The sequence below is a fragment of the Rhodococcus pyridinivorans genome, from assembly GCF_900105195.1.
Lineage (GTDB): Bacteria > Actinomycetota > Actinomycetes > Mycobacteriales > Mycobacteriaceae > Rhodococcus > Rhodococcus pyridinivorans.
On the sequence record NZ_FNRX01000002.1, the window covers coordinates 4405992 to 4431425 of the forward strand.

General features: G+C 68.7%; 23 protein-coding genes. 12 read left to right on the forward strand and 11 right to left on the reverse strand.

Translation table 11 applies throughout. The features are described from left to right. The 5 genes from rpsN (at position 1) to BLV31_RS20880 (ending at position 3305) form a co-directional block, all read left to right on the forward strand. The gene (gene rpsN, locus BLV31_RS20860; protein ID WP_064061773.1) at positions 1-306 is read left to right on the forward strand and encodes a 30S ribosomal protein S14; all 306 of its coding nucleotides are present in this window, start codon (positions 1-3) and stop codon (positions 304-306) included. 10 nt (positions 307-316) lie between these two features. Next, a complete protein-coding gene (rpsR, locus tag BLV31_RS20865) occupies positions 317-574 on the forward strand; it encodes a 30S ribosomal protein S18 (RefSeq protein ID WP_006553776.1) in 258 nt (85 codons plus the stop codon). Between the two features lie 173 nt (positions 575-747). Next, entirely contained in the window at positions 748-1674 is a 927-nt protein-coding gene (locus tag BLV31_RS20870) for an AEC family transporter (RefSeq protein WP_064061772.1), read from the forward strand. Between the two features lie 32 nt (positions 1675-1706). Beyond that, complete coding sequence (locus BLV31_RS20875; RefSeq protein WP_019288797.1) at positions 1707-2129, forward strand: hypothetical protein; 423 nt, start codon at positions 1707-1709, stop codon at positions 2127-2129. Between the two features lie 3 nt (positions 2130-2132). After that, complete coding sequence (locus BLV31_RS20880) at positions 2133-3305, forward strand: MFS transporter (RefSeq protein WP_064061771.1); 1173 nt, start codon at positions 2133-2135, stop codon at positions 3303-3305. 27 nt (positions 3306-3332) lie between these two features. On the opposite strand, the gene BLV31_RS20885 is transcribed toward BLV31_RS20880, so the two are convergent. Beyond that, on the reverse strand, positions 3333-5270 hold the full coding sequence (locus tag BLV31_RS20885; protein WP_064061770.1) for a vWA domain-containing protein: 1938 nt from the start codon (positions 5268-5270) through the stop codon (positions 3333-3335). Beyond that, the gene (locus BLV31_RS20890) at positions 5267-6655 is read right to left on the reverse strand and encodes an ATP-binding protein (RefSeq protein ID WP_024103175.1); all 1389 of its coding nucleotides are present in this window, start codon (positions 6653-6655) and stop codon (positions 5267-5269) included. Before BLV31_RS20890 ends, BLV31_RS20885 begins: the two co-directional genes overlap by 4 nt. 72 nt (positions 6656-6727) lie before the next feature. On the opposite strand from BLV31_RS20890, the gene BLV31_RS20895 reads away from it, so the two are divergent. From BLV31_RS20895 to BLV31_RS20905, 3 genes are all read left to right on the forward strand, one after another. Beyond that, a complete protein-coding gene (locus BLV31_RS20895) occupies positions 6728-7357 on the forward strand; it encodes a DUF4126 domain-containing protein (protein ID WP_006553770.1) in 630 nt (209 codons plus the stop codon). 12 nt (positions 7358-7369) lie between these two features. Continuing rightward, positions 7370-8335, forward strand: coding sequence for an alpha/beta hydrolase (locus BLV31_RS20900; protein ID WP_064061769.1), 966 nt, complete (start codon positions 7370-7372; stop codon positions 8333-8335). 309 nt (positions 8336-8644) lie between these two features. Continuing rightward, on the forward strand, positions 8645-8887 hold the full coding sequence (locus tag BLV31_RS20905; RefSeq protein WP_064061768.1) for a hypothetical protein: 243 nt from the start codon (positions 8645-8647) through the stop codon (positions 8885-8887). A gap of 39 nt (positions 8888-8926) precedes the next feature. Here the strand turns inward: BLV31_RS20905 and purH are convergent, their stop codons facing one another. The 4 genes from purH to BLV31_RS20925 are packed head-to-tail and all read right to left on the reverse strand — an operon-like array spanning position 8927 to position 13939. Next, positions 8927-10489 (reverse strand): bifunctional phosphoribosylaminoimidazolecarboxamide formyltransferase/IMP cyclohydrolase, encoded by a 1563-nt coding sequence (gene purH / locus BLV31_RS20910; RefSeq protein ID WP_006553767.1) that lies wholly within the window; start codon positions 10487-10489, stop codon positions 8927-8929. Then, positions 10476-11123: a phosphoribosylglycinamide formyltransferase gene (gene purN, locus BLV31_RS20915; protein WP_230826464.1), complete on the reverse strand. Its 648-nt coding sequence runs from the start codon at positions 11121-11123 to the stop codon at positions 10476-10478. Before purN ends, purH begins: the two co-directional genes overlap by 14 nt. Before the next feature lie 55 nt (positions 11124-11178). Then, positions 11179-12780, reverse strand: coding sequence for a cell division protein PerM (locus BLV31_RS20920; RefSeq protein ID WP_064062113.1), 1602 nt, complete (start codon positions 12778-12780; stop codon positions 11179-11181). A gap of 49 nt (positions 12781-12829) precedes the next feature. Then, complete coding sequence (locus tag BLV31_RS20925; protein ID WP_064062114.1) at positions 12830-13939, reverse strand: DUF5336 domain-containing protein; 1110 nt, start codon at positions 13937-13939, stop codon at positions 12830-12832. An 83-nt stretch (positions 13940-14022) separates the two neighbouring features. On the opposite strand from BLV31_RS20925, the gene BLV31_RS20930 reads away from it, so the two are divergent. Beyond that, positions 14023-14646: an IMPACT family protein gene (locus BLV31_RS20930; RefSeq protein WP_064062115.1), complete on the forward strand. Its 624-nt coding sequence runs from the start codon at positions 14023-14025 to the stop codon at positions 14644-14646. A 68-nt stretch (positions 14647-14714) separates the two neighbouring features. Here the strand turns inward: BLV31_RS20930 and sucD are convergent, their stop codons facing one another. Beyond that, a complete protein-coding gene (sucD, locus tag BLV31_RS20935; protein WP_006553762.1) occupies positions 14715-15617 on the reverse strand; it encodes a succinate--CoA ligase subunit alpha in 903 nt (300 codons plus the stop codon). A gap of 16 nt (positions 15618-15633) precedes the next feature. Further along, entirely contained in the window at positions 15634-16803 is a 1170-nt protein-coding gene (gene sucC / locus BLV31_RS20940) for an ADP-forming succinate--CoA ligase subunit beta (RefSeq protein ID WP_006553761.1), read from the reverse strand. A gap of 442 nt (positions 16804-17245) precedes the next feature. Here sucC and BLV31_RS20945 point away from each other — a divergent pair, with 442 nt between their 5' ends. Continuing rightward, a complete protein-coding gene (locus BLV31_RS20945) occupies positions 17246-18235 on the forward strand; it encodes a M23 family metallopeptidase (RefSeq protein WP_006553760.1) in 990 nt (329 codons plus the stop codon). Between the two features lie 110 nt (positions 18236-18345). Here the strand turns inward: BLV31_RS20945 and pcrA are convergent, their stop codons facing one another. Next, a complete protein-coding gene (pcrA, locus tag BLV31_RS20950) occupies positions 18346-20724 on the reverse strand; it encodes a DNA helicase PcrA (protein WP_064062116.1) in 2379 nt (792 codons plus the stop codon). 234 nt (positions 20725-20958) lie between these two features. Here pcrA and BLV31_RS20955 point away from each other — a divergent pair, with 234 nt between their 5' ends. Beyond that, a complete protein-coding gene (locus BLV31_RS20955) occupies positions 20959-21294 on the forward strand; it encodes a chorismate mutase (RefSeq protein ID WP_006553758.1) in 336 nt (111 codons plus the stop codon). Between the two features lie 104 nt (positions 21295-21398). Here the strand turns inward: BLV31_RS20955 and BLV31_RS20960 are convergent, their stop codons facing one another. Beyond that, positions 21399-22850 (reverse strand): NAD-dependent succinate-semialdehyde dehydrogenase, encoded by a 1452-nt coding sequence (locus BLV31_RS20960; RefSeq protein ID WP_006553757.1) that lies wholly within the window; start codon positions 22848-22850, stop codon positions 21399-21401. Positions 22851-22969: 119 nt separating this feature from the next. On the opposite strand from BLV31_RS20960, the gene pgi reads away from it, so the two are divergent. Further along, the gene (gene pgi, locus BLV31_RS20965; protein ID WP_074853068.1) at positions 22970-24607 is read left to right on the forward strand and encodes a glucose-6-phosphate isomerase; all 1638 of its coding nucleotides are present in this window, start codon (positions 22970-22972) and stop codon (positions 24605-24607) included. A gap of 19 nt (positions 24608-24626) precedes the next feature. Here pgi and BLV31_RS20970 read toward each other — a convergent pair whose 3' ends face one another. Further along, positions 24627-25418: an FAD:protein FMN transferase gene (locus BLV31_RS20970; protein ID WP_033096735.1), complete on the reverse strand. Its 792-nt coding sequence runs from the start codon at positions 25416-25418 to the stop codon at positions 24627-24629. Between the last annotated feature and the right edge of the window lie 16 nt (positions 25419-25434).

The window sequence follows — 25434 nt, forward strand, 5'->3', positions numbered from 1 at the left end:
GTGGCGAAGAAATCGAAGATCGCACGCAACGAGCAACGGAAGGCGATCGTGGCCCGGTACGCCGAGCGCCGCGAGGAACTGAAGGAGGTCGTGCGCCGACCGTCGTCCTCGCCCGAAGAGCGCAGCGAAGCCCAGCGGGCACTGCAGCGTCTACCCCGCGACGCCAGTCCGGTACGATTGCGCAATCGAGACGCTGCGGACGGCCGCCCGCGCGGCCACCTGCGAAAGTTCGGGCTCTCACGAGTGCGTGTGCGTGAACTCGCCCACCGCGGGGAACTACCCGGCGTCCACAAGTCGAGCTGGTGAGGAGCGAGATATGGCAGTCAAGCGAGGACCGTCGAAGAAGTCGCGTGCCGTAGAGGGACGCAAGCCCAAGAAGAACCCCCTCTTCGCGGCGAAGATCGAGTACGTCGACTACAAGGACGTCAATCTGCTCCGCACCTTCATCTCCGACCGCGGCAAGATCCGCAGCCGTCGCGTCACGGGCCTGACCCCGCAGCAGCAGCGTCAGGTGGCCGTCGCGGTGAAGAACGCCCGCGAGATGGCCTTGCTCCCCTACGTCAGCAGCAAGTAGGTCGTAGCTTCCGACGCCGCCTCTCCCCATCGGGAGGGGCGGCGTCGTCGTATGTGCACCCGAGACCGGTGTTGTTTTCGAAGATCGGCCGAGAATCACAAACAACACCGGTCTCGACGCTCGCTGCGGTCCGATGGCGGGACGACACTCCGGGGTCCTTAGACTAGGCAACCGTGTCGGGTGTGATCGCGGGGTTCAGTGTCATCTTCGTGATCATCGCCATCGGCTTCACGCTGGGGCGCCTGGGCACCCTCGGGCACGAGGCGCAGACGGTGCTCAGCCGGCTCGTCTTCTTCGTCGCCACCCCCGCGCTGCTGTTCGACGTGCTCGCGACGTCCGACCTGTCGGTGATCTTCTCGCCCAATCTCTACATCGCAGCGGCCACGGCGTTCGCCGTCGCGATCGTGCACTTCGTCGTCGCGAAGCTCTGGCTGCGACGTGCGGTTCCCGAGGCGACCATCGGCGCGCTGTGCGCCGGCTACGTCAACTCCGCGAACCTCGGCATCCCCATTGCGGTCTTCGTGCTCGGCGACGCGTCGTTCGTCGCGCCCCTGTTGTTGTTCCAGATCGTCGTGCTCTCCCCCATCGCGCTGACGATGCTCGACCTGTCGACGATGCGCGCCGGGGTCTCGCTCCTCGACACCCTGCTCGCGCCGTTCAAGAACCCCATCGTCCTGGCCGCCGCGGCCGGACTCGCCATCGCGATCAGCGGGTGGACGCCTCCCGAGGCGTTGCTGCAGCCGTTCCATCTGCTCGGCGGCGCGTCGGTGCCCGGTGCGCTGCTCGCGTTCGGATTGTCGCTGCAGGGCGTCCGGGTGCTCGAGAAGGGGACGAGCCCGCGCCGCGACATCGCGCTCGCCTCGGTGCTCAAGATCCTCGCCCAGCCGGTGCTCGCGTATCTGATGGGGCGTTTCGTGTTCGGCCTCGACGGCCATGCGCTGTTCGCCGTCGTGGTGGTCGCCGCGCTTCCCACCGCGCAGAACGTGTTCGTCTACGCGAGCGCTTACGGTCGCGGCACGGTGCTCGCCCGCGACGCCGCCCTCGTCACCACCCTCGCCTCCATCCCTGCGATCGGCGTGACCGCCGCCCTGCTGGCGTGATGAACACGCGACACGGGAATACCGTGGGAACCATGCGTTCCGTCGTCCGTGCTTGCCGGGGAATCACCGTCCTCGCGATGTGCCTGCTCATCGCGGCCTGCGGATCAAGTTCGGGTACACCGGACGTCCCCGCGCTGCCCGAGGAACCGGTTCCGGCAGGGGCGACGGCGTTCTCGGCGCGACCCGACATCGTCGATGCGCATCCGCTGACGATCCTGTCGTGGTCGCGGGTGAGCGACGACCGGATCGCCCTGCACTTCGAGACGGGCACCCCCGAGTGCTTCGGCGTCGACGCGACCGTCACCGAAACGGACGACACGGTGACGGTGACGCTCCTCGGCGGCACGCTGCCGGAGATGCAGGACCGCATGTGCATCATGGTCGCCGTCGTCGGCGCCCTCGAGGTCTCCTTGCAGTCGCCGCTCGGCGACCGGGTCGTGACCGCCGGCGCCTGACATATGCCGCATCCTCCGCGTCACTGGCTGCTGTATCTGTGCTTGTCCACGGCCCTGCTGCACGCGGCATTCCAGTCGATCCGTGTCCTGGTCTCCTACCGGATTCTCGCGCTGGGCGGTGACGCGACGACCATCGGTGCCGTCACCGCGCTCTACGCCATCGTTCCGCTGATCGCGGCGGTGCGGATGGGACGTGTCGTGGACCGCGGGCACACGACCGCCATTCTGCGTTCGGGCATCGTCGTCACCACGGTCGGTGCCGGGTTGATCGCTCTCAGTTCGGGATTGTTCGTGCTCGCCGCCGGCAACGTCGTGCTCGGTCTCGGACAGTTGCTCGTCACGGTGTCGGGGCAGGCATTCGTGTCGATCCTGTCGCCGCCGGGGCAACTGGATCGCGGGTTCGCCGGTCTCACGCTGGGTGTGTCGGTCGGTCAGGCCGTCGGTGTGCCCGTCGCCGGCGTGATCGCCGCGACCACCGGCGACGGCAACGGCTCCGTCGAGACCACTGGAGCGTTGCTGGTCATGACGGTGTTTTCGCTGCTCTCCCTGCCGCTGGTGCTGGGGCTCCGCGAGCCGCCCGGCTCCGGTCGCACCGCGGAGGACGGCGCGCCGCAGTCGATCCTGTCGATGCTCGCGACGAAGGGCATGAAGCCCGCAATGCTGTCGAGCCTGGTGGTCCTCGCCTCGGTCGACCTGGTCGTGGCCTACCTGCCGTTGCTCGGTGAGCAGTTCGGGTTCGGTGTGCTCCTGGTGTCGATCCTGCTCACCGCTCGCACCATGGCGTCGATCGTCTCGCGTGCTCTGCTGCCGTGGGCGTTGCGCCGGATTCCGCGCAGGTGGCTGCTCGTCTCCGCGACCGCCGGGACCATCGTGCCGGTCGCGCTGCTGCCGCTCGTGCCGAATCCCTGGGTCATCGGCGCGTTGCTCGCCGTGTGCGGAATGCTCTGGGGCGTCGGCCAACCCCTGACGATGACGTGGGTGGTCGAACTCGTCGCACCGGCCGACCGCGCGTCGGCGCTGGCGGTGCGATTGACCGGCAACCGTCTCGGGCAGGTCGCGGTGCCCATGGTGGCCGGCGCGATCGCCGGGGTCGCCGGTGTCGCGTCGATCTTCTGGGTGACCGCCGCCCTGCTGTCCGCCGCCGCGACGACCACGTGGCGGTCGGTGCGCCACTGAGTTCCCGGGGCGCCTCGCGCCGAGTTCCTACGACCGCCGACGGGCCCGCACGTAGTCGGCGACGACCGCCGCCCCGAGACCGTCGACATCGGGCGCGACCACTCGTCCCCCGACGCGACGCGCCAGCACGTCGACGACCCGCGCGAGCCCCGGATCGCTGCCGAGCCGGAAGATCGTGACCTGGGCGCCGAGCCGCGCGATGTGGTCGAGTTCGCGCACCGTCAGCCCCAGAGTGCGTGCGCTCGGCGGGTAGTCGAAGGCCGCGAAGCCGTCCGGTTCGAGGTGAGCGGTGGGTTCACCATCGGTGACGACGAAGACCACCGGCTGCGCGTTGGGATGTCGACGCAGGTGACGACCCGCGAGCATCAGGGCGTGGTGCAGATTGGTGCCCTGCTCGTAGACGCCGTCGAGCCCGGCGAGTTCGGGCGCCGACACCACACGGGCGTGCCGGCCGAACGCGATGAGCTGCAGCGCATCCCCGCGGAAGCGCGTGGACACGAGATGGTTGAGCGCGAGGGCCGTGCGTTTCATCGGCACCCAGCGACCGTCCATGACCATCGAGAACGACGTGTCGACGAGCAGCGCGACCGCCGCCTGCGTCCGCTGCTCGGTCTCGATCACCTCGACGTCCTGCACCGACATCCGCACCGGCAGACCGGGACTGCGCAGGGTCGCGTTGGTGAGGGTCCGTACGACGTCCCACGGTTCGGTGTCGCCGAACTCCCATGCCTTCGACGCGCCGGTCGGTTCGCCGAGCACACCCGCCCGCCGCGACTCGCGTTGCCCGGTGCGCGACGAGATGCGGTTGACGACGTCGCGCAGCGCCGCTTCGCCGAGCCGGCGCATGGCCTTGGGCGACAGTCGCCACTGCCCGTCGGCACCGCGGTCGAAGAAGCCCTGTCGCTGCAGTTCTTTCTCGAGTTCGGCGAGGGTGCGTGCATCGGCCGCGGCCTCGGGTCCGAGATGACGGGCGAGCGCGTCGAGGTCGATGTCGTCGAGGGACGCCCCGGCGTACTGCTGCGACAGCTGCTCGGCGAGCTGGTCGAGTTCGGACAACTCCTGCAGCGCCGAGGTGGCCTCGCCGAGACCCATGCCCTGTTCGCCGCGCACCTGCTCGGAGCCGGTCCAGTCCTCGCCGGGACGCGCGGCCCGCAGGTGGCCGTCGAGACGGTCGAGCTGGCTCATCAGATCCGGGGATCCGAACGCCTGCTGTGCGAGAGCGTCGAGTTCGTCGCGCTGCTCGGGGGTGAGGGAGTTGCGCAGCCGCTGCGCCGCCGCGGCCCGCTGTGCGAGGGAGTCGAGCAGTTCCTCGACGTTCTGCGGGTTCTCCGGGAAGAACTCGCCGTGCTGGGCCATGAACTGCTCGAAGTCCTCCTCGGTGTCCTCACCGCGGGAGTGCTTGTCGAGCAGGTGGTTGAGGTCCTCGAGCATCTCCGAGATGCGTTGCCGGTCCTCGTCGGTGGCCCCCTCGAGCGCCTGCTTCATCCCGGAGAAGCGCTGGTCGAGCATCTCCCGGCCGAGCAGGTCGCGGATCTTCTCGTAATCCTGTCGGGCCTGCGCGCTGCGCCAGTCGTAGTCGGCGAGTTCCTGCACGGCCTGCGCCGTCGACGGCGGCAGTTCCTCGATCCGCATCTCGGCGAACCGCGCGTCGTCGTCGAGGGCCCTGGCCAGTTCTTTGCGTTCCTCGAGCACGGCGCGATCGAGAAGCTCGCGCACCTCCTGGAGGGTGCCGTCGAGGTTGGTGCGGTCGAGCAGCTGCCGTCGACGCCGATTCGCCTGCGCGGCAAGCTTGTCGAGGCCACGCATACCGTCGTGACCGCGGCGCAGCAACTCCCGCAGGGCGCGCTTGGGTGAGGCGCCGGCCATGACGTCGTCGCCGATCGCGGCGAGCGCGTCGCGCAGGTCCACCGGTGGGGCGAGCGGATCGCCCCCGGTATACGGACCGTAGCGGGCGGACCTGCTCATCGGGAGTACACCGCCGAGCCGTCGTCGCCGGTGTCCTTGGCGATGCGCCGTGCCAGATACAGACCTTCGAGGGCGAGTTCCACTGCCGCAGCGCGACTTCCGGTGTCGGTGGCACCGAGCCGTTCGGCGACGGCATCGAGCACAGGCAGTTCGGGGAGTTCGTCGAGCAGCACCTTCGCGGTGATCCGCTCACCGGTGACCACCGGCTCGCCCTGCTCGACGGCGGAGACGAGCGGCCCGAGATCGACGCCCGCGAGTCGCGAGCGGGCCGTTTCGGCCGTCGCGCGCCGGAGGAGATGATCGAGGATCTCGAATTCCCTTCCCTCCTCGCCGGATTCGAACTCGACCTTGCCTCGGAGCACCTCCACGACGGTGCCGAGATCGACGGGACGCGCGACCGGATCGTCCTCGCCGAGGACCGCACCGCGATGCAGGGCCGCGGCCGAGACGGTCTCGGCGCCGGCGACGGCGAACCGTGCAGAGACACCCGAACGCTGGTCGACGGACGTCGATTCGCGCAGCAGCCGGGTGAACCGTGCCAGGATCTCGAGCAGATAGTCGGGGACGCGGGCCTGCAGATGCGCCTCCTGCTCGATGACGGCGATCTCGTCCTCGAGTCGCGTCGGGTAGTGCGTGCGGATCTCCGCTCCGAAGCGGTCCTTGAGCGGAGTGATGATGCGGCCGCGATTCGTGTAGTCCTCGGGGTTCGCACTCGCCACGAGCAACACGTCGAGGGGCAGGCGCAACGTGTAACCGCGCACCTGGATGTCGCGTTCCTCCATGACGTTGAGCAGCGACACCTGGATGCGTTCGGCCAGGTCGGGCAGTTCGTTGACGGCGACGATGCCGCGGTGCGCGCGGGGCACGAGACCGAAGTGGATCGTCTCCGGATCACCGAGGCTGCGGCCCTCGGCGACCTTCACGGGGTCGACGTCGCCGACGAGGTCGGCGACCGAAGTGTCGGGCGTCGCGAGCTTCTCGGCGTACCGCTCGCTGCGGTGCCGCCACGCGACGGGCAGGTCGTCGCCGAGTTCGGCGGCCCGGCGGATCGACGCCGGGGTGATGGGCTCGTAAGGATGCTCGCCGAGCTCCGAACCGGCGATGACCGGGGTCCATTCGTCGAGCAGCAGCGGCAGGGTACGTAGCAGGCGGGTCTTGCCCTGACCGCGTTCGCCGAGCAGGACCACGTCGTGACCGGCGATGAGGGCGCGTTCGAGCTGCGGGACGACGGTGTCCTCGAAACCGAGGATGCCGGGCCACGGATCGGTACCGTCGCGCAGCGCAGCGAGCAGGTTGTGCCGGATCTCGTCCTTGACGGACCGTTGCACGTGGCCGGAGGCGCGGAGCTCGCCGACCGTGGAGGGGCGCGGTGTGGGTGACGTCACCTCACCCAAGGTACGACCGAACCGCCGTTTCGGCATCCGCGATCCCGCGACCGGTCCGCCTACACTCGCCGCATGGACACCTGGATCCTGGCGGCCCTGCTCGGGCTGGGGCTCGCGGCCGCCACCGGGCTGCGCACCTTCCTGCCGCTGCTGCTCCTGTCGGCCGCGGTCCACTTCGAACTCTTCGGGGTCGTCCTCAACGAATCGATGCAGTGGCTCGGGTCCACCTCGGCGCTCGTCGCCCTGACGATCGCCACCGCCGTGGAGGTCGTCGCCGACCTCGTGCCGCTCGTGGACAACGCACTGTCCGCCCTCGGCACGGTGACCCGGCCGGTCGCGGGTGCGCTTGCGGCGTGGGCGGCCTTCGCGAGTCTCGATCCCGCGATGGCGGCACTCGCGGGCATCGTCATCGGCGCCCCGACCGCCCTGGCGGTGAGCACGGCGCAGACGGGCACGCGGGTCGCGAGTACCGCGACCACCGCCGGTTTCGGCAACCCGGTGCTGTCGATCGTCGAGAGCGTCGCCTCGTTCGTCACGTCGCTGATCGCGCTGCTCGCTCCCCTGCTCGTCGTCCCGCTGCTGGCGCTGTTCGGATGGCTCGGCGTACGGGGCTACCGTCGGGTACGCCGGGCCCGTTCGTCACGCACGAAACCGACGCCACACCGCGGCGCCCTCGACACGGGCCGGTCCGGCGACTTCTGATAGACACATGACATGTCGGACACCGAGATCACCTTTTCCAGCGGCGACGTGACCCTGCACGGCAGCCTGCGGGTACCCGTCTCCATGAGGGGTCCGGTGCCCGCCGTGCTGCTGCTCGCCGGCAGCGGTCCCACCGACCGCAACGGCGACAGCGCACTGCTCCCCGGATCGATCGGCACCCTGCGGCATCTCGCCGACGTGCTCGAACGCAAGGGATTCGCGAGTCTGCGCTACGACAAGCTCGGCAGCGGTGTGACCGCGCTCGGCCCGTACAGCGTCGAGGACGTCGCCGATCTCGGTTTCTCGACATTCATCGACAGCGCCGCCGATGCGCTCGCCTTCCTCGGTTCGCAGCGCGGGGTCGACCCGGAGCGGCTCTACGTCGTCGGGCACAGCGAGGGCGCGCTGATCGCGCTGTCGCTCGCCCAGGACAACAACTCGATCGCCGGACTCGGACTGCTCGAACCGCTCGCCGTGCGCCTGCTCGACCTGCTGACCGCCCAGATCGACGCACAGCTCGACGCCGTCGTCGCCGCGGGACAACTTCCCGTCCAGATCGCCGATGAACTGCGGGTCGCGCTCACCGGCGCGGTCGAGTCGCTCCGCGCCGACGGCACCCTCAGCGACACTCTCCCCGAGCCGCTGCGCAACGCCGGGCTCGTCCCCACCAACGCGAAGGCACTCGCCGAGGAGGACGCGCTCGATCCGCGGATGCTCGCCGCACAGGTCGCCGGCGACCTGCCGGTGCTCACCGCGGTCTCGTCCAAGGACATCCAGGTGCGGGTCGAGGACGTCGACGCGCTCGACGCGGCACTCGTCCACACCCGTCTGACGTCGCTGCGCATGACGCGCACCAACCACGTACTCAAGGACATCGGCGACCAGCAGTCGACGGGCGCCGACTACGTCGCCGACCTGCCCTTCTCCGACGAGTTCACGTCCGGTTTCGAGGCGTGGCTCGACAAGCTGAGGGGCTGATCGGCCCACCCCCACGCACGGACGACGCGGAAATAACAAATGTCCATTCCGCGTTGTTCGTGTATGGTCATCCGTTAACCAACTGGTTCACATGAGAAAGGTACGGTCCGATGCGATACAAGCACATGTACGTAGCCGGTTGTTCCGTACCGTTTTCTCACTTCTTCTTCCACTTCGCGGCGGAGCGATCCCGAGAATAGAAGTCACACGACGACTCGTTCTCGGGCACTCGGGGCACATACGCCCCGGGTGCCCTTTCTCTATCCCCGACCGCGACCCGTACAAGATCACCTCGACAGGAGAAGCACCATGAAACTGAGAATCGAATCCGGCGGCACCGTGTCGACCGAACTGCCCGAAGACCTCACCGGTCACGCCATCACCATCGACCTGAGCCGGGTCGGCGGTACCGAGAGCGGCGCCGCCTCCGCGGATCTCATCCGCGAGCTGCTCGACCGCGGCGCTGCCAAGCTCGTCATCTCCGAGGGGCGCGGCAAGCGCACCGTCGAACCCACCGCGCACGACAACGGCACCCACGCGCACGCCGCCTGAGCGACGATGCGCGTGGGTGCCGCGCGTGTGTGTTCGTGACTAGTGCGCGAAGTGCCGCGCGCCGGTGAGGTACAGCGTCACGCCGGCCTCGCGAGCGGCCTCGATGACCTCGTTGTCGCGCACCGAGCCACCCGGCTGCACGATCGCCTTCACGCCGGCCTCGGTCAGCACCTGTAGACCGTCGGCGAACGGGAAGAAGGCATCCGACGCGGCCACCGACCCGGCGACACGATCACCCGCACGGGTGACGGCGAGTCGCGCCGAGTCGACGCGGTTGACCTGACCCATGCCGACACCGACGGTCGCGCCGCCCGAGGCCAGCAGGATCGCGTTGGACTTCACTGCACGGCATGCGCGCCAGGCGAATTCGAGATCGCGCAGCGTGGCCTCGTCGGCTGCCTCGCCGCACGCGAGCTGCCAGTTGGTGGTGGAGTCGCCGTCCGCGGTGAGCACGTCGCGCTCCTGCAGGAGCAGCCCGCCGGAGATCTGACGGATCTCGACCGGAGCCGACTTCGGCGAATCGGCGCGCAGGATGCGGATGTTCTTCTTGCGGGAGAGCACGTCGACAGCCCCGTCGGCGTACGACGGGGCGATGATCACCTCGGTGAAGATCTCGGCGACCTGCTCCGCCATCTCGACGCTCACCTCACGGTTGGCGGCGATGACGCCACCGAAGGCCGAGACCGGATCGCACTCGTGCGCGTTGCGGTGCGCGGTGGCGATGTCGTCGGCGATCGCGATGCCACACGGATTGGCGTGCTTGATGATCGCGACGCACGGCTCGCTGTGGTCGTGCGCGGCGCGCCAGGCGGCGTCGGCGTCCTGGTAGTTGTTGTAGGACATCTCCTTGCCGTGGAACTGCTCGGCCTGCGCGAGCCCCGGCTCACCGGCCTCGTTCACGTACAGGGCCGCGGCCTGGTGCGGGTTCTCGCCGTAGCGAAGGACATTCGCGCGGGTCCAGGTAGCGCCGGTCCACGCCGGGAACTGCGACTCGTCGCCCTCGGGCGCCGCGTAATCGCTGTTCATCCAGCTCGCCACCGCGACGTCGTAGGCGGCGGTGTGCTGGAACGCCTGCGCGGCAAGACGCTTTCGCTGCTCGAGGGTGAAACCGCCACCCTCGACGGCGGCGAGCACGTCACCGTAGGCGGCCGGGTCGACGACGACCGCGACCGACGGGTGGTTCTTCGCCGCGGCACGCACCATCGACGGGCCACCGATGTCGATCTGCTCGACGCACTCGTCGGGGCTCGCACCCGAGGCGACCGTCTGCGTGAACGGGTAGAGGTTCACGACGACGAGTTCGAACGCCTCGATGCCCAGATCGGCGATCTGATCGAGGTGGTCCTGCTTGCGGGTGTCGGCGAGGATGCCGGCGTGCACGCGCGGGTGCAGGGTCTTCACCCGGCCCTCGAGGCACTCGGGGAAGCCGGTCAGTTCCTCGACCTTCGTCACCGGCACGCCTGCGTCGGCGATGGTCTTGGCCGTGGAGCCGGTCGAGACCAGCTCGACACCTGCCGCGTGGAGCCCTGTCGCCAGCTCCACCAGCCCGCTCTTGTCGTACACGCTGACCAGCGCGCGGCGCACAGTCTTACGTTCGGTCACCGGGGATCACGGCCTTTCGTCCATCGGAAACAACTCCACGGGTGGCGACGGCGGCGACCATCTCGGCCAGCAGCCGCCGCTCCACAACCTTGATGCGCTCGTGCAGGGTGTCCTCGTCGTCGTCGTCGAGCACCTGCACGGATTCCTGCGCGAGGATCGGTCCGGTGTCGACTCCCCCGTCGACGAGATGCACCGTCGAACCGGTGACCTTGACGCCGTAGGCCAGGGCGTCGGCGACGGCGTGCGCGCCGGGGAACGACGGCAGCAGCGCGGGATGAGTGTTGATGATGCGGCCGGCGAACCGTTCCAGGAACGCCGAACCCAGGATCTTCATGAAGCCTGCGGACACCACGAGGTCGGGTTCGTGGGCGGCGACCGCGTCGGTCAGCGCGCGGTCCCACGCGGTGCGGTCCTCGAAGTCGCGCAACGCGACGCGGAACGAGGGGATCCCTTCGTCGGCGGCGTGCCCTTCGGCGGGGCATTCGCGGTCGACACCGACAGCGACGACTGTCGCGGGATATCCGTCGGTCCGGGTGGCGTCGAGCAGCGAACGCAAGAGGCTGCCCGTGCCCGAAGCGAGGACGACGAGCCGCGCCGGCGCGGTGGGCGGCAGCTGGTCACGCGAGGCAGTCAGGGTCCACTCCTGTGAAGTCGAGGTGGGTCGGCCGATCGACCGGCCGTAGGAGAGCCTAGTCGGCGCCCTTTTCGGCCTTGTTCGCGACCTCCTTGTCGGGCTCGTCGTCGTCCTCGGCGTCATCCTCGTCGACGACCTCGACCACCTCGGCGTCGATGACGTCGTCGGCGTCCGCATCCTCTTCGAGGCTCTCCGCGTCGTCCTCGGCAGCCTCGCCCTCGTCGACTGCAGCGGCTTCGTCCCCGTCGACTTCTGCGACCTCGCGCTCGGCGGCGGTGGTGTCCTCGGCCACAGGAGCTTCGAGTGCCGAGGTCTCGCTCTCGGCCGCCTCGAGTTCTCCGTCGGCTCCTGCATCAGCGGCGTCGTCGGCCTCGGCCGCGTCCGCCGCATCCTCCGAGGTCTCCTCGTCCACCTCGGTGTCGGCGCGCAGTGCCACCGCGGCCAATCGTCCTTCGCGCCACACGAGCAGCTGCGCCGTGATGATGCCGAGCAGGCCCGACCAGGCGAAGACGAGGATGCCGGCGAGCCACCAGTTGGCGCCGACCGTGCCGAAGACGCCGAGCGGGCCGCCCGCGACCCAGGTCGCCAGCGCCGTGACGAGTCCGGCGCCCGCTGCGGCAGCGAGCACCGTCCATGAAGCGTCGGCGCTGCCCACCGGGGCACCGTCGGCCTTCGCCTGCAGGGTTCGCTGCGCGGCGAAACGTCCGAGCAGCGCACCGACCGTCGCCGGAACGGCGAGCAGCACCGGCCAGAACGCTGCGGCCGGACCCGAGGGGACCGCCGCGAGCACCGGCAGCGCCGGGAGGTCACCGCCCGTCGCCTCGAACAGGCTCAGGTGGATGTCGCCGAAGTGCACGGTGCTGCCCGCCAGAACGGCCGCGGCACCGATGATGACGTTGGGCAGGTACAGGATCGACATCACCGTCAGCCCCAGCACGCCGGTCCAGTGATCCCCGCGCGCGAGCAGTTCACCGACGACGTTCCACGACCACAACAGTCCGGCGACGACCGCCACCCCACCGAGGGCGAACATCCCCAGCAGCACCCGCAGTGCCGGACGGAAGGCGAGCACGAGCCAATCGGGAGCCGAGTAGTAGCGCACCAGCGGCTTCCACACACGGGAGCCGATACCGATGAGAGCCGCGGCCAGGTAGATGGCGGTGACCCACGCGAGCGCGGCAGCTGCATTCGGAGGCGTCACCGGCAGCACGCTCGCCGCATCCTGCAGCACGATCAGCGACGCCGCGGTCACCAGTAGCGGGCCGGCGAGGACGGCGACGGTGATGCGCGAGACATCCTGACGGTCGAGGGCGTACCCACTGTTCTCGACGAGCGCGTCGGCCGCGGACGCACACCCGCGCGCCGCCTGCCACACCAGGACCGCGGTGGGCAGCAACGGCAGCACACCGAGCGACGTGCCGTCGATCGTGAGCGTCACCTGGTGCAGTGCGAGCCACGTGCCGGCGATCGCAGCGTAGATGCCGGTGAGGTCGCTGTTGGCGACGACCATCGTCGTCACCACGATGGTGGCCACGACGGCGAGCGTCACCGCCGGAACGCGGGCCGCGGTGCCGAGCAGGATGCGAAACCGCTCCGGGTCCAGGCTGTCGTCGTCGGTTGGAACGTGCCGGGTGGACCGGCCGAGCGTCGAAGTCATCGGTTCGAGAGTGTCACCGACACGGCGATCGTGGTGTCAGGCGCGCCGATCACCGCTGGTCGTCCGGTGCGCGGAAGGCCTGCGTGGCGTCCTGGTCGCCGGTCGCAGTGGTCCCGGTCTCCTCGCGACGTTCCGTGCCCGTCGTGTCGTCATCGGACACTGTGCCGTCCGCCCGGGTGGCTGGGCCGTCCGCCCGGGTGTCGGTGTGGTCCGTCGAGTCCTGAGCGCCGTGCGGTTCCTGGACCGGGTACTGCTGGGTCGGCTGCGCACCCGTGTACTGCTGGCCGGCGCCGTACTGCTGGGCACCGGAATACTGTGCTCCCCCGCCGTACTGCTGAGCGCCCGGGAACTGCTGAGCGCCCGGGAACTGCTGAGCGCCCGGGAACTGCTGGGAACCGGGGAACTGCTGGGCTCCGCTGTACTGCTGCCCGCCGTACTGCTGGGCGCCCGGATACTGCTGGGACCCGCCGTACTGCTGCGACCCCGAATACTGCTGCGCGCCGGAGTACTCCCCCGACGTCTGCTGTCCGGGATACGCCTGGTGTCCGGGATGCGGCGCACCGAACTGGGACTGCCCGACGGCTCCCTGCTGCGAGCCGTAGGGCTGGCCGTATCCCTGCGGACCGTAAATCTGCGGCGAACCGGAGCCCTGGGGCTGACCTGTTCCCGCACCGGTCCCGAATCCCTGGTACTGCCCGGCGCTCTGCGGCGACCCGAAGGAACTCCGCTCACCCGACCGGCCGGACACGAGGATGCCGAGGCCGAACAGCAATGCGACGAGCGCCAGCGCGAACTGCAGGAAACCGAGGACGAGGATCGTCACGCCGCCCCACGCGATCCCGGTGTCCTCGGGCAGATGGAAGAGCTGGAACAGGGATGTCACGAAACCGACGCCCGACGCCGCGACGGCCACCGCACGCAGGTCCTGGCCGGGGAGCAGCGACAGCGCCGCGCTCACACCGCCGAAGAGCAGGAAGGCCAGCGGCACGACGGCGAAGCCGAAATCGAAGGACGTGAGCGCCACCTGCGAGCCGAAGGTGATGTTCACGAAGGGCGTGAGGCCGAGGAGGAAGTTCACGGCACCGAGCACGGCCACCGCGAGTGGCAGCAACAACGGCACCACCTTGCTCTGGGCGGATGCGCCTGCGGGGAATGTCATCGATTCTCCTGCCGTCGATCGGTGTGTGTCGGTCACTCGTCCTGCAGTCAACAGCCTAGGGACTACCCGAGAGAATGGGGTCCATGCCGCACACTCTCGCCCCGGGCCCCGACGTCGTGGTCGAGACGGAGGTGAAGCACTCGCGTTTCCTCGCCGCGGTTCGTCGTGTCGACACGGCCGACGCCGCGCTCGCCTTCGTCGACGAACAACGCCGACTGTATCCCGATGCCCGACACCACTGCTGGGCGTTCGTGGTGGGTGACGACCCGTCGGCGCGTGCCGAGCGGTCGAGCGACGACGGGGAGCCGGGCGGCACGGCCGGCATCCCGATGCTGCAGGTCCTGCACCACCGGGATCTGGTGAACGTCGCGGTGGTGGTAACCCGATGGTTCGGAGGGATCAAGCTCGGCGCGGGCGGGCTGGTGCGCGCGTACTCGGGTGCGGTCGCGACGGCCTTGGACGAGGCGCCCCTCGTCGAGCGCAGGCAGCAGGAGAAGTTCACCCTCGCGATCGATCACGGCGAAGCGGGTCGCGTGGAGGCGGAACTGCGCGGCCGCGGGGTCGCAGTGCTCGACGTGACCTATGCGGACCGGGTGGTCCTCACCGTCGCGGGGCGCGCGCGGAGCGAACTGGAGGGCTGGGTGGCGTCACTGACGTCCGGGGCGGGCGAACTCGAACCCGCGGGAGTCGACTGGATCGACTCCTGAAACGGCGCGTGCGCGCCTCCCGATGGCGGAACGCCACCGGAAGGCGCGCACGGAAGGCGACGCTGCTGTCAGAGCGACTGCAGGATCTCGCGAGCGAGCGCAGCGGTCTCGGACGGCGTCTTGCCGACCTTCACGCCAGCCGCCTCGAGAGCGTCCTTCTTGGCCTGAGCGGTGCCCGAGGAGCCCGAGACGATGGCGCCGGCGTGGCCCATGGTCTTGCCCTCGGGAGCGGTGAAGCCTGCGACGTAGCCGACGACGGGCTTGGTCACGTTGGCCTTGATGTAATCGGCCGCGCGCTCCTCGGCGTCGCCGCCGATCTCGCCGATCATGACGATGACCTTGGTCTCCGGGTCCTTCTCGAACGCCTCGATGGCATCGATGTGGGTGGTGCCGATGACCGGGTCGCCGCCGATGCCGATGGCGGTCGAGAAGCCGTACTCGCGCAGCTCGAACATCATCTGGTAGGTCAGGGTGCCCGACTTCGAGACGAGGCCGACCGGACCCTTGCCGGCGATGTTCGCCGGGGTGATGCCGACGAGCGCCTCACCCGGGGTGATGATGCCGGGGCAGTTGGGGCCGATGATGCGGGTCTTGTTGCCCTTCTGGACGTTGTACGCCCAAGCGTAGGCGGAGTCCTGCACCGGGATGCCCTCGGTGATGACCACGAGCAGCGGGATCTCCGCGTCGATGGCCTCGACGATGGCGTCCTTCGAGAAGGCCGGGGGAACGAACGCGATCGAGACGTCGGCGCCGGTCTCCTTCATGGCCTCGGCGACGGAGCCGAAGACGGGGAGCTCGACCGGGTTGCCGTCCTTGTCGGTGTGCGAGACCGTCGTGCCGGCCTTGCGGGCGTTCACGCCGCCGACGACCTGGGTGCCGGCCTTGAGCATGAGCGCGGTGTGCTTGGTGCCCTCGCCGCCGGTGATGCCCTGGACGATGACCTTGGAATCCTTGGTAAGGAAGATTGCCATTGTTCTGTGTGTCCCTTTACTTCGCTGCGAAGGCGAGTTCGGCCGCCTTGTCGGCAGCCTCGTCCATGGTGGCGACGACCGTGACCAGCGGGTGGTTGGCCTCGGCGAGGATGCGGCGACCTTCGTCGACGTTGTTGCCGTCGAGGCGGACGACCAGCGGCTTGTTGGCCTCGTCGCCGAGGATCTCGAGGGCCTTGACGATGCCGTTCGCGACCGCGTCGCACGCGGTGATGCCACCGAAGACGTTGACGAACACGCTCTTGACCTGAGCGTCGTTCAGGATGACGTCGAGACCGGCAGCCATGACGGCCGCAGAGGCGCCGCCACCGATGTCGAGGAAGTTGGCGGGCTTGACGCCGCCGTGCTTCTCGCCTGCGTAGGCGACGACGTCGAGGGTCGACATGACCAGGCCGGCGCCGTTACCGATGATTCCGACCTCGCCGTCGAGCTTGACGTAGTTGAGGTCGTTCTCCTTGGCCTTGAGCTCGAGGGGATCCGTGGCGTCCTTGTCCTCGAACTCGGCGTGGCCGGGCTGACGGAAGTCGGCGTTGGCATCCAGGGTGACCTTGCCGTCGAGGGCGAGGATCTGGTCGTCCGGGGTACGGACGAGGGGGTTGACCTCCACGAGAAGAGCGTCTTCCTTGACGAAGACCTCCCACAGCTTCTGGATGGTCACGGCTGCGGCGTCGAGGACCTCGGCGGGCAGGTGGCCCTTCTCGGCGATCTCGCGCGCGAACGCGAGGTCGACACCCTTGACGGCGTCGACGGGGACCTTGGCGAGGCGCTCCGGCTTGGTGGCGGCGACCTCTTCGATCTCCATGCCGCCCTCGACCGAGCACATCGCCAGGTAGGTGCGGTTGGTGCGGTCGAGCAGGAAGGAGATGTAGTACTCCTCCGCGATGTCGCTGGCCTCGGCGACCAGGAGCTTCTTGACGATGTGACCCTTGATGTCGAGCCCGAGGATGTTCTCGGCGTGGGTCTGCGCGTCGTCTGCGGTGGCGGCGTACTTCACGCCACCGGCCTTGCCGCGGCCGCCGACCTTGACCTGGGCCTTGACCATGACCGGCTTGCCGATTTCCTCCGCGATCTCGCGGGCACCGGCGACAGTGTCGGTAACACGGCCGGCCGACGTCGGCACGTCATGCTTGGCGAAGAGTTCCTTCGCCTGATATTCGAAGAGATCCATCTGCTCACCGTCTCGTCTGCGTTCACGCCCGCTCCGGGGTATCGAGCGGGTCGTTTCGGACTCTAGTTTCTCGGCCGGGCCGCGGATCACGCGCGGCAGTCCCATGTGGCACAGGTCACGCGCGCGTAGGTCCGGGAACGACTTCACAGTTCCCCTCCCGGGACGTGGCGGGCGCCACGTTCGAGCGGAGCACTCGGTTCAGAATGACAGGTACCCACTCGCTCCCCGACACCGGATCCCACGCTGCCGCGATGCAACAGACTCGTGACGTGTCGGAAAACAGTGTTTGGAACTCCGGCCGCTGGGGCATGTCCCAATTTGCCCCGGTTTGCACTGTGATGCCACTCACATAACGTCCGCCGGACGAACTACGGCTTGCCACCCCCGCGATCACTTCGTTACCGTCGCCTGGTCGAAGTAACGATGAGGTCACGAACGGAGGATGGCGATGCGCTCTGGTAACCCGAGTGCCGAGAGCCGAACCCGCCGTCCCGAATCGGCACCCGAAGACTGGAATGCCTGGGAAGCCGCCACGATGGACTTCCGTAACACCGGCCCCGGTTCCGAGCCCACCTACTACTCCGACTCCTTCGGCCACGCCGTCCGCGACGACCGCTTCGCGCAGGATCGTCGCGACGAGAGCACCGACGTCACCGCTCCCGCATCCCGCGGTGGAGCCCATCGACTTCCCACTCCCCCCACTGCCCTCAAGGGCCGCGCCGCAGTCTTCGCGGTCGCCGCAGGCGCCGTGGTCGCCGCGGGCCAGGCCGCAGCCAATGGTGGTCCGGGACAGAACACCGAGCACTCCGAGGTCGCTCTCGCCGCCGGCGAAGCCGATTCCTCGATCATCACGGCCACCGCAGTGCCGCAGGCCGCACAGTTCGCGCCGAGCGCCGACGCCGAGCCGTCGCAGGCCCCGCAGGTGCTCAACATCGCCGACCCGAACGACCTGTCGCAGTTCTCGAATCTCCTGGCCAAGGGCCAGCGATTCAGCGAGGAACGCGCTGCGCGCGAGGCCGCGGCCCGTCGCCCGCTGTTCGTCCTCCCCGCCGCGGGGTCGTTCACCTCGAACTTCGGCGCACGCTGGGGCACCCTCCACGCCGGCGTCGACATCGCAGGCCCCATCGGCACCCCGATCCTCGCGGTCGCCGACGGTGAGGTCATCGATTCCGGCCCGGCTTCCGGCTTCGGCATGTGGGTCCGCCTCCTCCACGCCGACGGCACCATCACCGTGTACGGGCACATCGACCAGTCCCTGGTGACCGTGGGTCAACACGTCATGGCCGGCGACCAGATCGCCACCATGGGCAACCGCGGCTTCTCCACCGGCCCGCACCTGCACTTCGAGGTGCACCTCAACGGCGTCGACAAGATCGATCCCGTCCCGTGGCTCGCCACCCGGGGTATCGCCCTCGGCATCCAGCGCGACTGACCGACCTCGCCGCCGCACGTTCGGCGTGCGTCACGTTCCGCCCTCTTTCCCGCTTCGGTGCGGACCCGCTCTTTCGTGCGAATCCGCGCCTGACACAGGCTTTCAGGGCATCACAGTTTGATCATCGGCACACCGCCGACGAGCATCAACCGCACCTTGCCGGCACTGCCGAAGTCGATCACGACGGTGGCCGTGGGGCCCGAGCCCCGAGTTTCGAGAACCGTTCCGAGACCGTACTTGTCATGGCTGACGCGGTCGCCGACGTCGAGCACCAAGTGGTTGTTGCGTCCGCGCGCCGCACCGAAACTCGGTGTTCCCGAGGATCCGCGCCGCTCGCCCGCACCGAACCGTGAACCAGTGCCCGAGCCGATCGCCTGACCACGGGCGGGCGTGGGCTCGAGGCGTCGCCAGTCGATGAGGTGCTGCGGAATCTCTTGCAGGAAACGAGATTCCGGATTGGTGAGCGGCTGCCCCCAGGACGAACGCAACACGGCCCGCGTGAGATAGAGACGACGCCGGGCGCGCGTGATGCCGACATACGCGAGTCGCCGTTCCTCGGACAGCTCGGCCGGATCGCCGAGGGCACGCATGTGCGGGAACTGGCCGTCCTCCCAACCGGTGACGAACACAACCGGGAACTCGAGGCCCTTCGCGGTGTGCAACGTCATCAGCGTGACCACACCGGCCTCGTTCTCCGGGATCTGGTCGGCGTCGGCGACGAGCGAGACCTTCTCGAGGAACGCCGCGAGCGATCCCGGTTCGGGATCCCCCTCTTCACGTTCGTCGTCGACGATCCCGGCCGCGTTACGGACGTCGGCACTGAATTCCCTTGCCACGCTGACGAGTTCGTGGAGGTTGTCGAGACGGGCGCCGTCCTGCGGGTCGTCGCTCGCCGACAACTCGGCGCTGTATCCGGTGCGATCGAGGATCGCCTCGACGACGTCGCCGATGTCCACCATGTCGTTGCCGTCGGCGTCGCTCGCGACGAGCATCGCCCGCAGGCCGTCCATCATCTCGACGAAACCGGCGATCGCCTTCTGCGCCCGCGTGTTCAGCAGCGCGACCTTGCCGGCCGCGGCGTCGGCGAGGGCCTGCCCGAAGCTCACACCGAGCCGCTCGGCGTGCACCGCCACGCACGCCTCGGCACGATCGCCGATACCGCGGCGAGGGGTGTTGAGGATGCGGCGCAGGCTCACCGTGTCGTCGGGGTTGTCGAGCACCTTCAGGTACGCAACGACGTCGCGCACCTCCTTGCGCTCGTAGAACCGCACACCGCCGACGACCTTGTAGGGCACACCGTGCCGGATGAAGACGTCCTCGAACGCGCGGGAGGCATTGTTGGTGCGGTAGAACACCGCGATGTCGGAGTAGGTGGTGTCGCCGCCGTCGACGAGCCGGTCGATCTCGGCGGCGACGAACCGCGCCTCGTCGTGCTCGTTGTCGGCGACGTAGCCGGTGATGAGTTCGCCCTCACCCGAATCGGTCCACAGCCGCTTCTCGCGGCGACCCGTGTTCTTGGAGATGACGGAATTGGCCGCCGACAAGATGTTCTGGGTGGAGCGGTAATTCTGTTCGAGCAGGATCGTGCGCGCCTGCGGATAGTCGCGCTCGAACTCCTCGATGTTGCGGATCGTGGCGCCGCGGAAGGCGTAGATCGACTGGTCGGCGTCGCCCACCACGCACAGTTCGCTCGGGGGGACGGCGGATTCCTCCTCCGGATCGCCCACGAGGGTGCGCACCAGCACGTACTGCGCGTGGTTGGTGTCCTGGTACTCGTCGACCAGGACGTGACGGAACCGGCGCCGGTAGTACTCGGCGACCTGCGGATGAGCCTGCAGCAGCGCCACCGTCTCGCCGATGAGGTCGTCGAAGTCGAAGGCGTTCGCCGTGCGCAGGCGCTGCTGGTAGTGCGCGTAGACCCGAGCGACGACGCGGGTGAGTTCGGTGGCCGCCGAATCGGTCTCCGCCTCGTGGACGGCTTCTTCCGGCCCGATCAATTCGTTCTTCAGGTTCGAGATCTGTGTGGACAGCAGCCGGGCGGAGTACTTCTTGCTGTCGAGTTCGAGATCCTTCGCGATCATCGTGAGCAGACGACGGGAATCGTCGGCGTCGTAGATCGTGAAATTCGAATTCATGCCCTGCAGCAGACCCGCCTGCGCGCGCAGGATCCGGACGCAGCTCGAGTGGAAGGTCGAGACCCACATCGCATTCGCGCGCGGCCCCACCAGAGCCGCCACCCGCTCGCGCATCTCGGCGGCGGCCTTGTTGGTGAACGTGATGGCGAGCACCTGACCAGGGACGACGCCGCGCTCGGCCAGCAGATAGGCGATGCGACGCGTGAGCACCGCAGTCTTGCCGGAGCCCGCGCCCGCGACGATCAGCAACGGGGCTCCTTCGTGCGTGACCGCTTCCCGCTGCTGCGGATTGAGCCCTTCGAGAAGAGCATCGGATCCGGGGCGGGAGTTTGCGAGCGCGACGGGAGTGTTCATCGTTTCACCAAACTACCGGACCGTTCGGACAACGGATCCGGACCACACAGTCGATCAAGCCGAGTGGCAGGGCCTACATGGTGAGTGGCAAACTGGAGACCATGTCTTCTGTCCTTTGCAGGCTCGGATCGAGTTCCGGTTGTCGCTGTCGATTCCCGACTGCCGGCCCGACCCGATACCGGTAACAGCCGCTCCCATACGGGCGATCCTTCAGAGCAGATGCGAGGAGACGACATGAGCACGCACATCGATTCTTCCCTTTCCGGCGAGCCGGACCAGGCGAACGCCGGAACACCGGCCGCGACCGACGACACCGCAGTGCCCACCGAGGCCGAGATCGAGGAGCTCCGCAAGGAGATCGATCGTCTCGACGCCGAGATCCTGGCCGCGGTCAAGCGCCGCACCGAGGTCTCCCGCATGATCGGGCGTACCCGCATGGCGTCCGGCGGTACCCGTCTCGTGCACAGCCGCGAGATGAAGGTCCTCGAGCGGTTCAGCGAGTTGGGCCAGGAAGGCCACACCCTGGCGATGCTGCTGCTCCGCCTCGGGCGTGGCCGCCTGGGCCACTAACGGCGTGGCCGTCCGCGTCACTGACGGCGTGGCCGTCCGCGTCACTGACGGCGTGGCCGTCCGCGTCACTGACGGCGAGGCCGTCCCGACCATCGCCGAGTTCCCTACTGCAGGGCGATGTACTTGGTTTCGAGGAATTCCTCGATGCCTTCGGTACCGCCCTCGCGTCCCAGCCCGGAATCCTTGATTCCGCCGAAGGGGGCCGCGACATCCGAGACGACACCGCGGTTCACACCGACGATGCCCGTTTCGAGCGCATGCGACACGCGCAGGGCCCGGTCGAGGTCGCGCGTGAAGATGTAGGCAGCGAGCCCGTAGCGGGTATCGTTCGCCGCTGCGAGGGCTTCCTCCTCGGTGTCGAAGCCGGTGACGGCCGCGACCGGCCCGAAGACCTCTTCCTGCAGGATGCGGGCCTGCTTCGGCACGTCGTCGAGCACGGTGGCCGGGTAGAACCATCCCGGTCCGTCCGCGGGTTCACCGCCCAGGCGCACCGAGGCACCCGCCGACACCGCGTCCTGCACGAGTTCGATCACGGTCTTCTTCTGGTTCTCGTTGACCAGGGGGCCCAGCGTCGCGTCGGGGTCCGTTCCCGGCCCGAGCTTGTACGACGCCATGCGTTCGGTGAGCTTGGCGACGAAGGCGTCGCGCACCGAGTTGTGGACGTGGAAGCGGTTCGCGGCCGTGCAGGCCTCTCCCCCGTTGCGCAGCTTGGCTGCCACCGCGCCCTCGACCGCGGCGTCGAGGTCGGCGTCCTCGAAGACGACGAACGGCGCGTTGCCTCCGAGCTCGAGCGAGGTGCGCAGCAGCGAACGACCGGCCTTCTCGGCGAGCATGCGCCCGACCTCGGTGGAGCCGGTGAAGGTGAGCTTGCGCAGCCGGGGATCCTCGAGGAGCGGCCCGGTGACCTCACCGGCATGTGAAGACGGGAGCACCGACAGGACACCCTTGGGTAGTCCTGCCTCGTCGAAGAGCTGCGCGAGCAGCTGGATCGTGAGGGGCGTCTCGGACGCGGGCTTGACGATGATCGTGCATCCCGCCGCGAGGGCGGGACCGATCTTGCGGGTTCCCATCGCGAGCGGGAAGTTCCACGGTGTGATGGCCAGGCAGGGACCGACGGGTTGTTTCGTCACGAGAACGCGACCGGTGCCGGCAGGGGCGGGCGTGTAGCGACCGGCGATGCGGACCGCCTCCTCGGAGAACCATCGCAGAAATTCGGCGCCGTAGGTCACCTCCGATCGGCTCTCCGGTAGTGCCTTACCCATCTCGAGTGTCATGAGCAGCGCGAAGTCGTCGGCGCGTTCGGTGATCTTCCGCCACACCGTCCGCAACAGTTCGGCGCGTTCTCGCGGCGGGGTCGCAGCCCATTCCGGACCGGCCGCGACGGCCGCGTCGAGGGCCCGCAAGGCATCACCGGGCGCGGCATCGGCGACACGGGTGAGTTCGTCACCGGTCGCGGGATCGTGGACTCCGAAGGTGGCTCCGTTCTCGGCCGCCACCCACTCACCGCCGAGGAACAGGTCGGTGGGGACGGACCGAATCAGTTCTGCAGCATCCATATGCCCCATCATGCGCGTCGCGGTCGCTCGCTGTGGGAAACCGAGGGATCCCTTCGTCACACACCGGGGCCCAGTTGCACACCGGGCGCACCGTGTCGGGGCGCACTACTGTCGACGACATGAGCGACGTAACCGCAACGGCACCGTGGAAAGCTCTGGAAGACCATCGCGACCGGCTCGAATCGGTGTCGCTGCGGCAGTTGTTCACCACCGAACCCGACAGGGTCTCGGCGTTGACGGTCCCTGCCGGGGATCTGGTGATCGATTTCAGCAAACAACGCCTCGACACCCCGGTCGTGCAGGCCCTGCTCGAGCTCGCCGACACCGCGGGGATCGCCGCGGCTCGGGAGGCGATGCTCTCGGGTGCGCACATCAACGTCACCGAGGATCGGGCGGTGCTGCACACCGCCCTGCGTCTGCCCCGCGATGCGCAGTTGATCGTCGACGGGGTCGATGTCGTCGCCGATGTCCATGCCGTGCTCGACCGGATGGGCGAGTTCACCGACCGCCTCCGCAGCGGCGACTGGCGCGGCGCCACCGGGCAGCAGATCACCACGGTGGTCAACATCGGCATCGGCGGCTCCGATCTCGGCCCGGCGATGGTCACCCGCGCACTGCGGCGCTTCCACGACGGGCCGGCGACGCGGTTCGTCTCCAACGTCGACCCCGCCGATCTGACCGCGGCACTGGCCGACCTGGACCCGGCGACGACCGTGTTCATCGTCGCGTCGAAGACGTTTTCCACCCTCGAAACCCTCTCCAACGCCACCGCCGCCCGCCGCTGGCTCGTCGACGCCCTCGGGGAAGATGCGGTGGCGAAGCATTTCGTCGCGGTGTCGACGCACACCGAGCGGGTGGTCGAGTTCGGCATCGACCCGGCGAACATGTTCGAATTCTGGGACTGGGTCGGCGGCCGTTATTCGGTCGGCTCGGCGATCGGGCTGGCGGTGATGTGCGCCATCGGACGCGAGCGGTTCGCCGAGTTCCTCGCCGGCATGCACACCATCGACACCCACTTCGCCACCACCGCCCCGGCCCGGAACGCACCGTTGCTGGCGGGGGTGATCGGGGTGTGGAATGCGAGCATCCTCGGTTATCGGTCGCGCGCGGTGGTGCCCTATGCGCAGGATCTGGCGCGGCTGCCGGCCTATCTGCAGCAGCTGACCATGGAATCGAACGGCAAATCCGTGCGCGCCGACGGCACACCGGTGGTGTGTCCGACCGGGGAGGTGTTCTGGGGTGAGCCCGGTACCAACGGTCAGCACGCCTTCTTCCAGCTGTTGCACCAGGGCACCGAGATCGTCCCCGTCGACTTTCTCGGCCTCGCCCGTAGCGGCGACGACCTGCCCGCCCGCGACGGGCAGACCAGCATGCAGGTGTTGTTGCTGGCGAACATGTTCGCCCAGGCCAAAGTGTTGGCCTTCGGGCGTGATGCCGACGAGGTCCGCGCCGACGGCGTCGACGAGGCGTTGGTGGCGCACAAGGTGATGCCCGGGGATCGGCCGTCGACGACGATCCTCGCCCCGGAACTGACCCCGTCGGTGGTCGGGCAGATCATCGCCTTCTACGAACATCAGACCTTCGTCCAAGGCGTCGTGTGGGGGATCGACTCGTTCGACCAGTGGGGCGTCGAACTCGGCAAGACCCAGGCCACCGCCCTGCAGACGGTGCTCGCCGGCGACGAGATCCCCGACACCGGCGACGCGTCCACCGACCACCTGATCGAGGTCTACCGCACCCTGCGCGACGGAGCCTGATCGCATCCTGCTCGAGAGATCAAGCAGCCTTCGGATCGGACCAGGCCGTGGTGGTCCGGACCCGTCCGTGCGTGTCGACGAGACGCGCCGGCAGGTCGTACTGTTCGAGCCACGACAGGGCTCCGATGCCCCGCTGCAACGCCGTCGCCGCGGCCGCATGAGCCCACACCGCGTCGGGAGCGATGACGCTGACGAGACGCCACCGCTCGGGGTCGGCGACGTCGCTGGTGTGCGACGCCATCGCCGATCCGGCCGGCAGTTCGACCGAGCCCCGGTCCGGGAGCGGCACCTGCCATCCCCCGGCAGGCGCGTGCCCCGCGGTGGCCATCACGTCGCCGATGCGCACGAGCGCCCCGCATTCGAGCAGATTCGCGACGAGCGCCGCGGAGTAGTCGACGGTGTCGGCCACGGCCGTCGCGCCGAGTTCGAGACTCACCCCGAAAGGAGCGAGCACGATGTCTCCGTCGATCTGCACGTCGCGGTAGGTGGGGATGGGATGGATCGGCGGGATGGCTCCGGCATCGACGGAGGCGTCGTCGGAGTCGACCGGGGTGATGGTCCCGCCCGTCATGCGGGCCGCCCACAGCGCCGACCGCACCATCGATGCCAGTCGGGGGCTCATCGTGACCGGAGTGCCCTGCGCGAGGTTGACGGAGTGGATCTCGGCGTCGCCCCGGCGGCTGTCGCTCACCGCCTCGGATTCGGCGACGACGCCGCGCACGATCATGCGGGCACGGTGCAGTGCATGCGGCTCGGTCACCGCGAGTGCGATCTGCCGACCCCACTCCCACCATTCGTTGCTGCCGATCATGACGGGCTCCACCCGT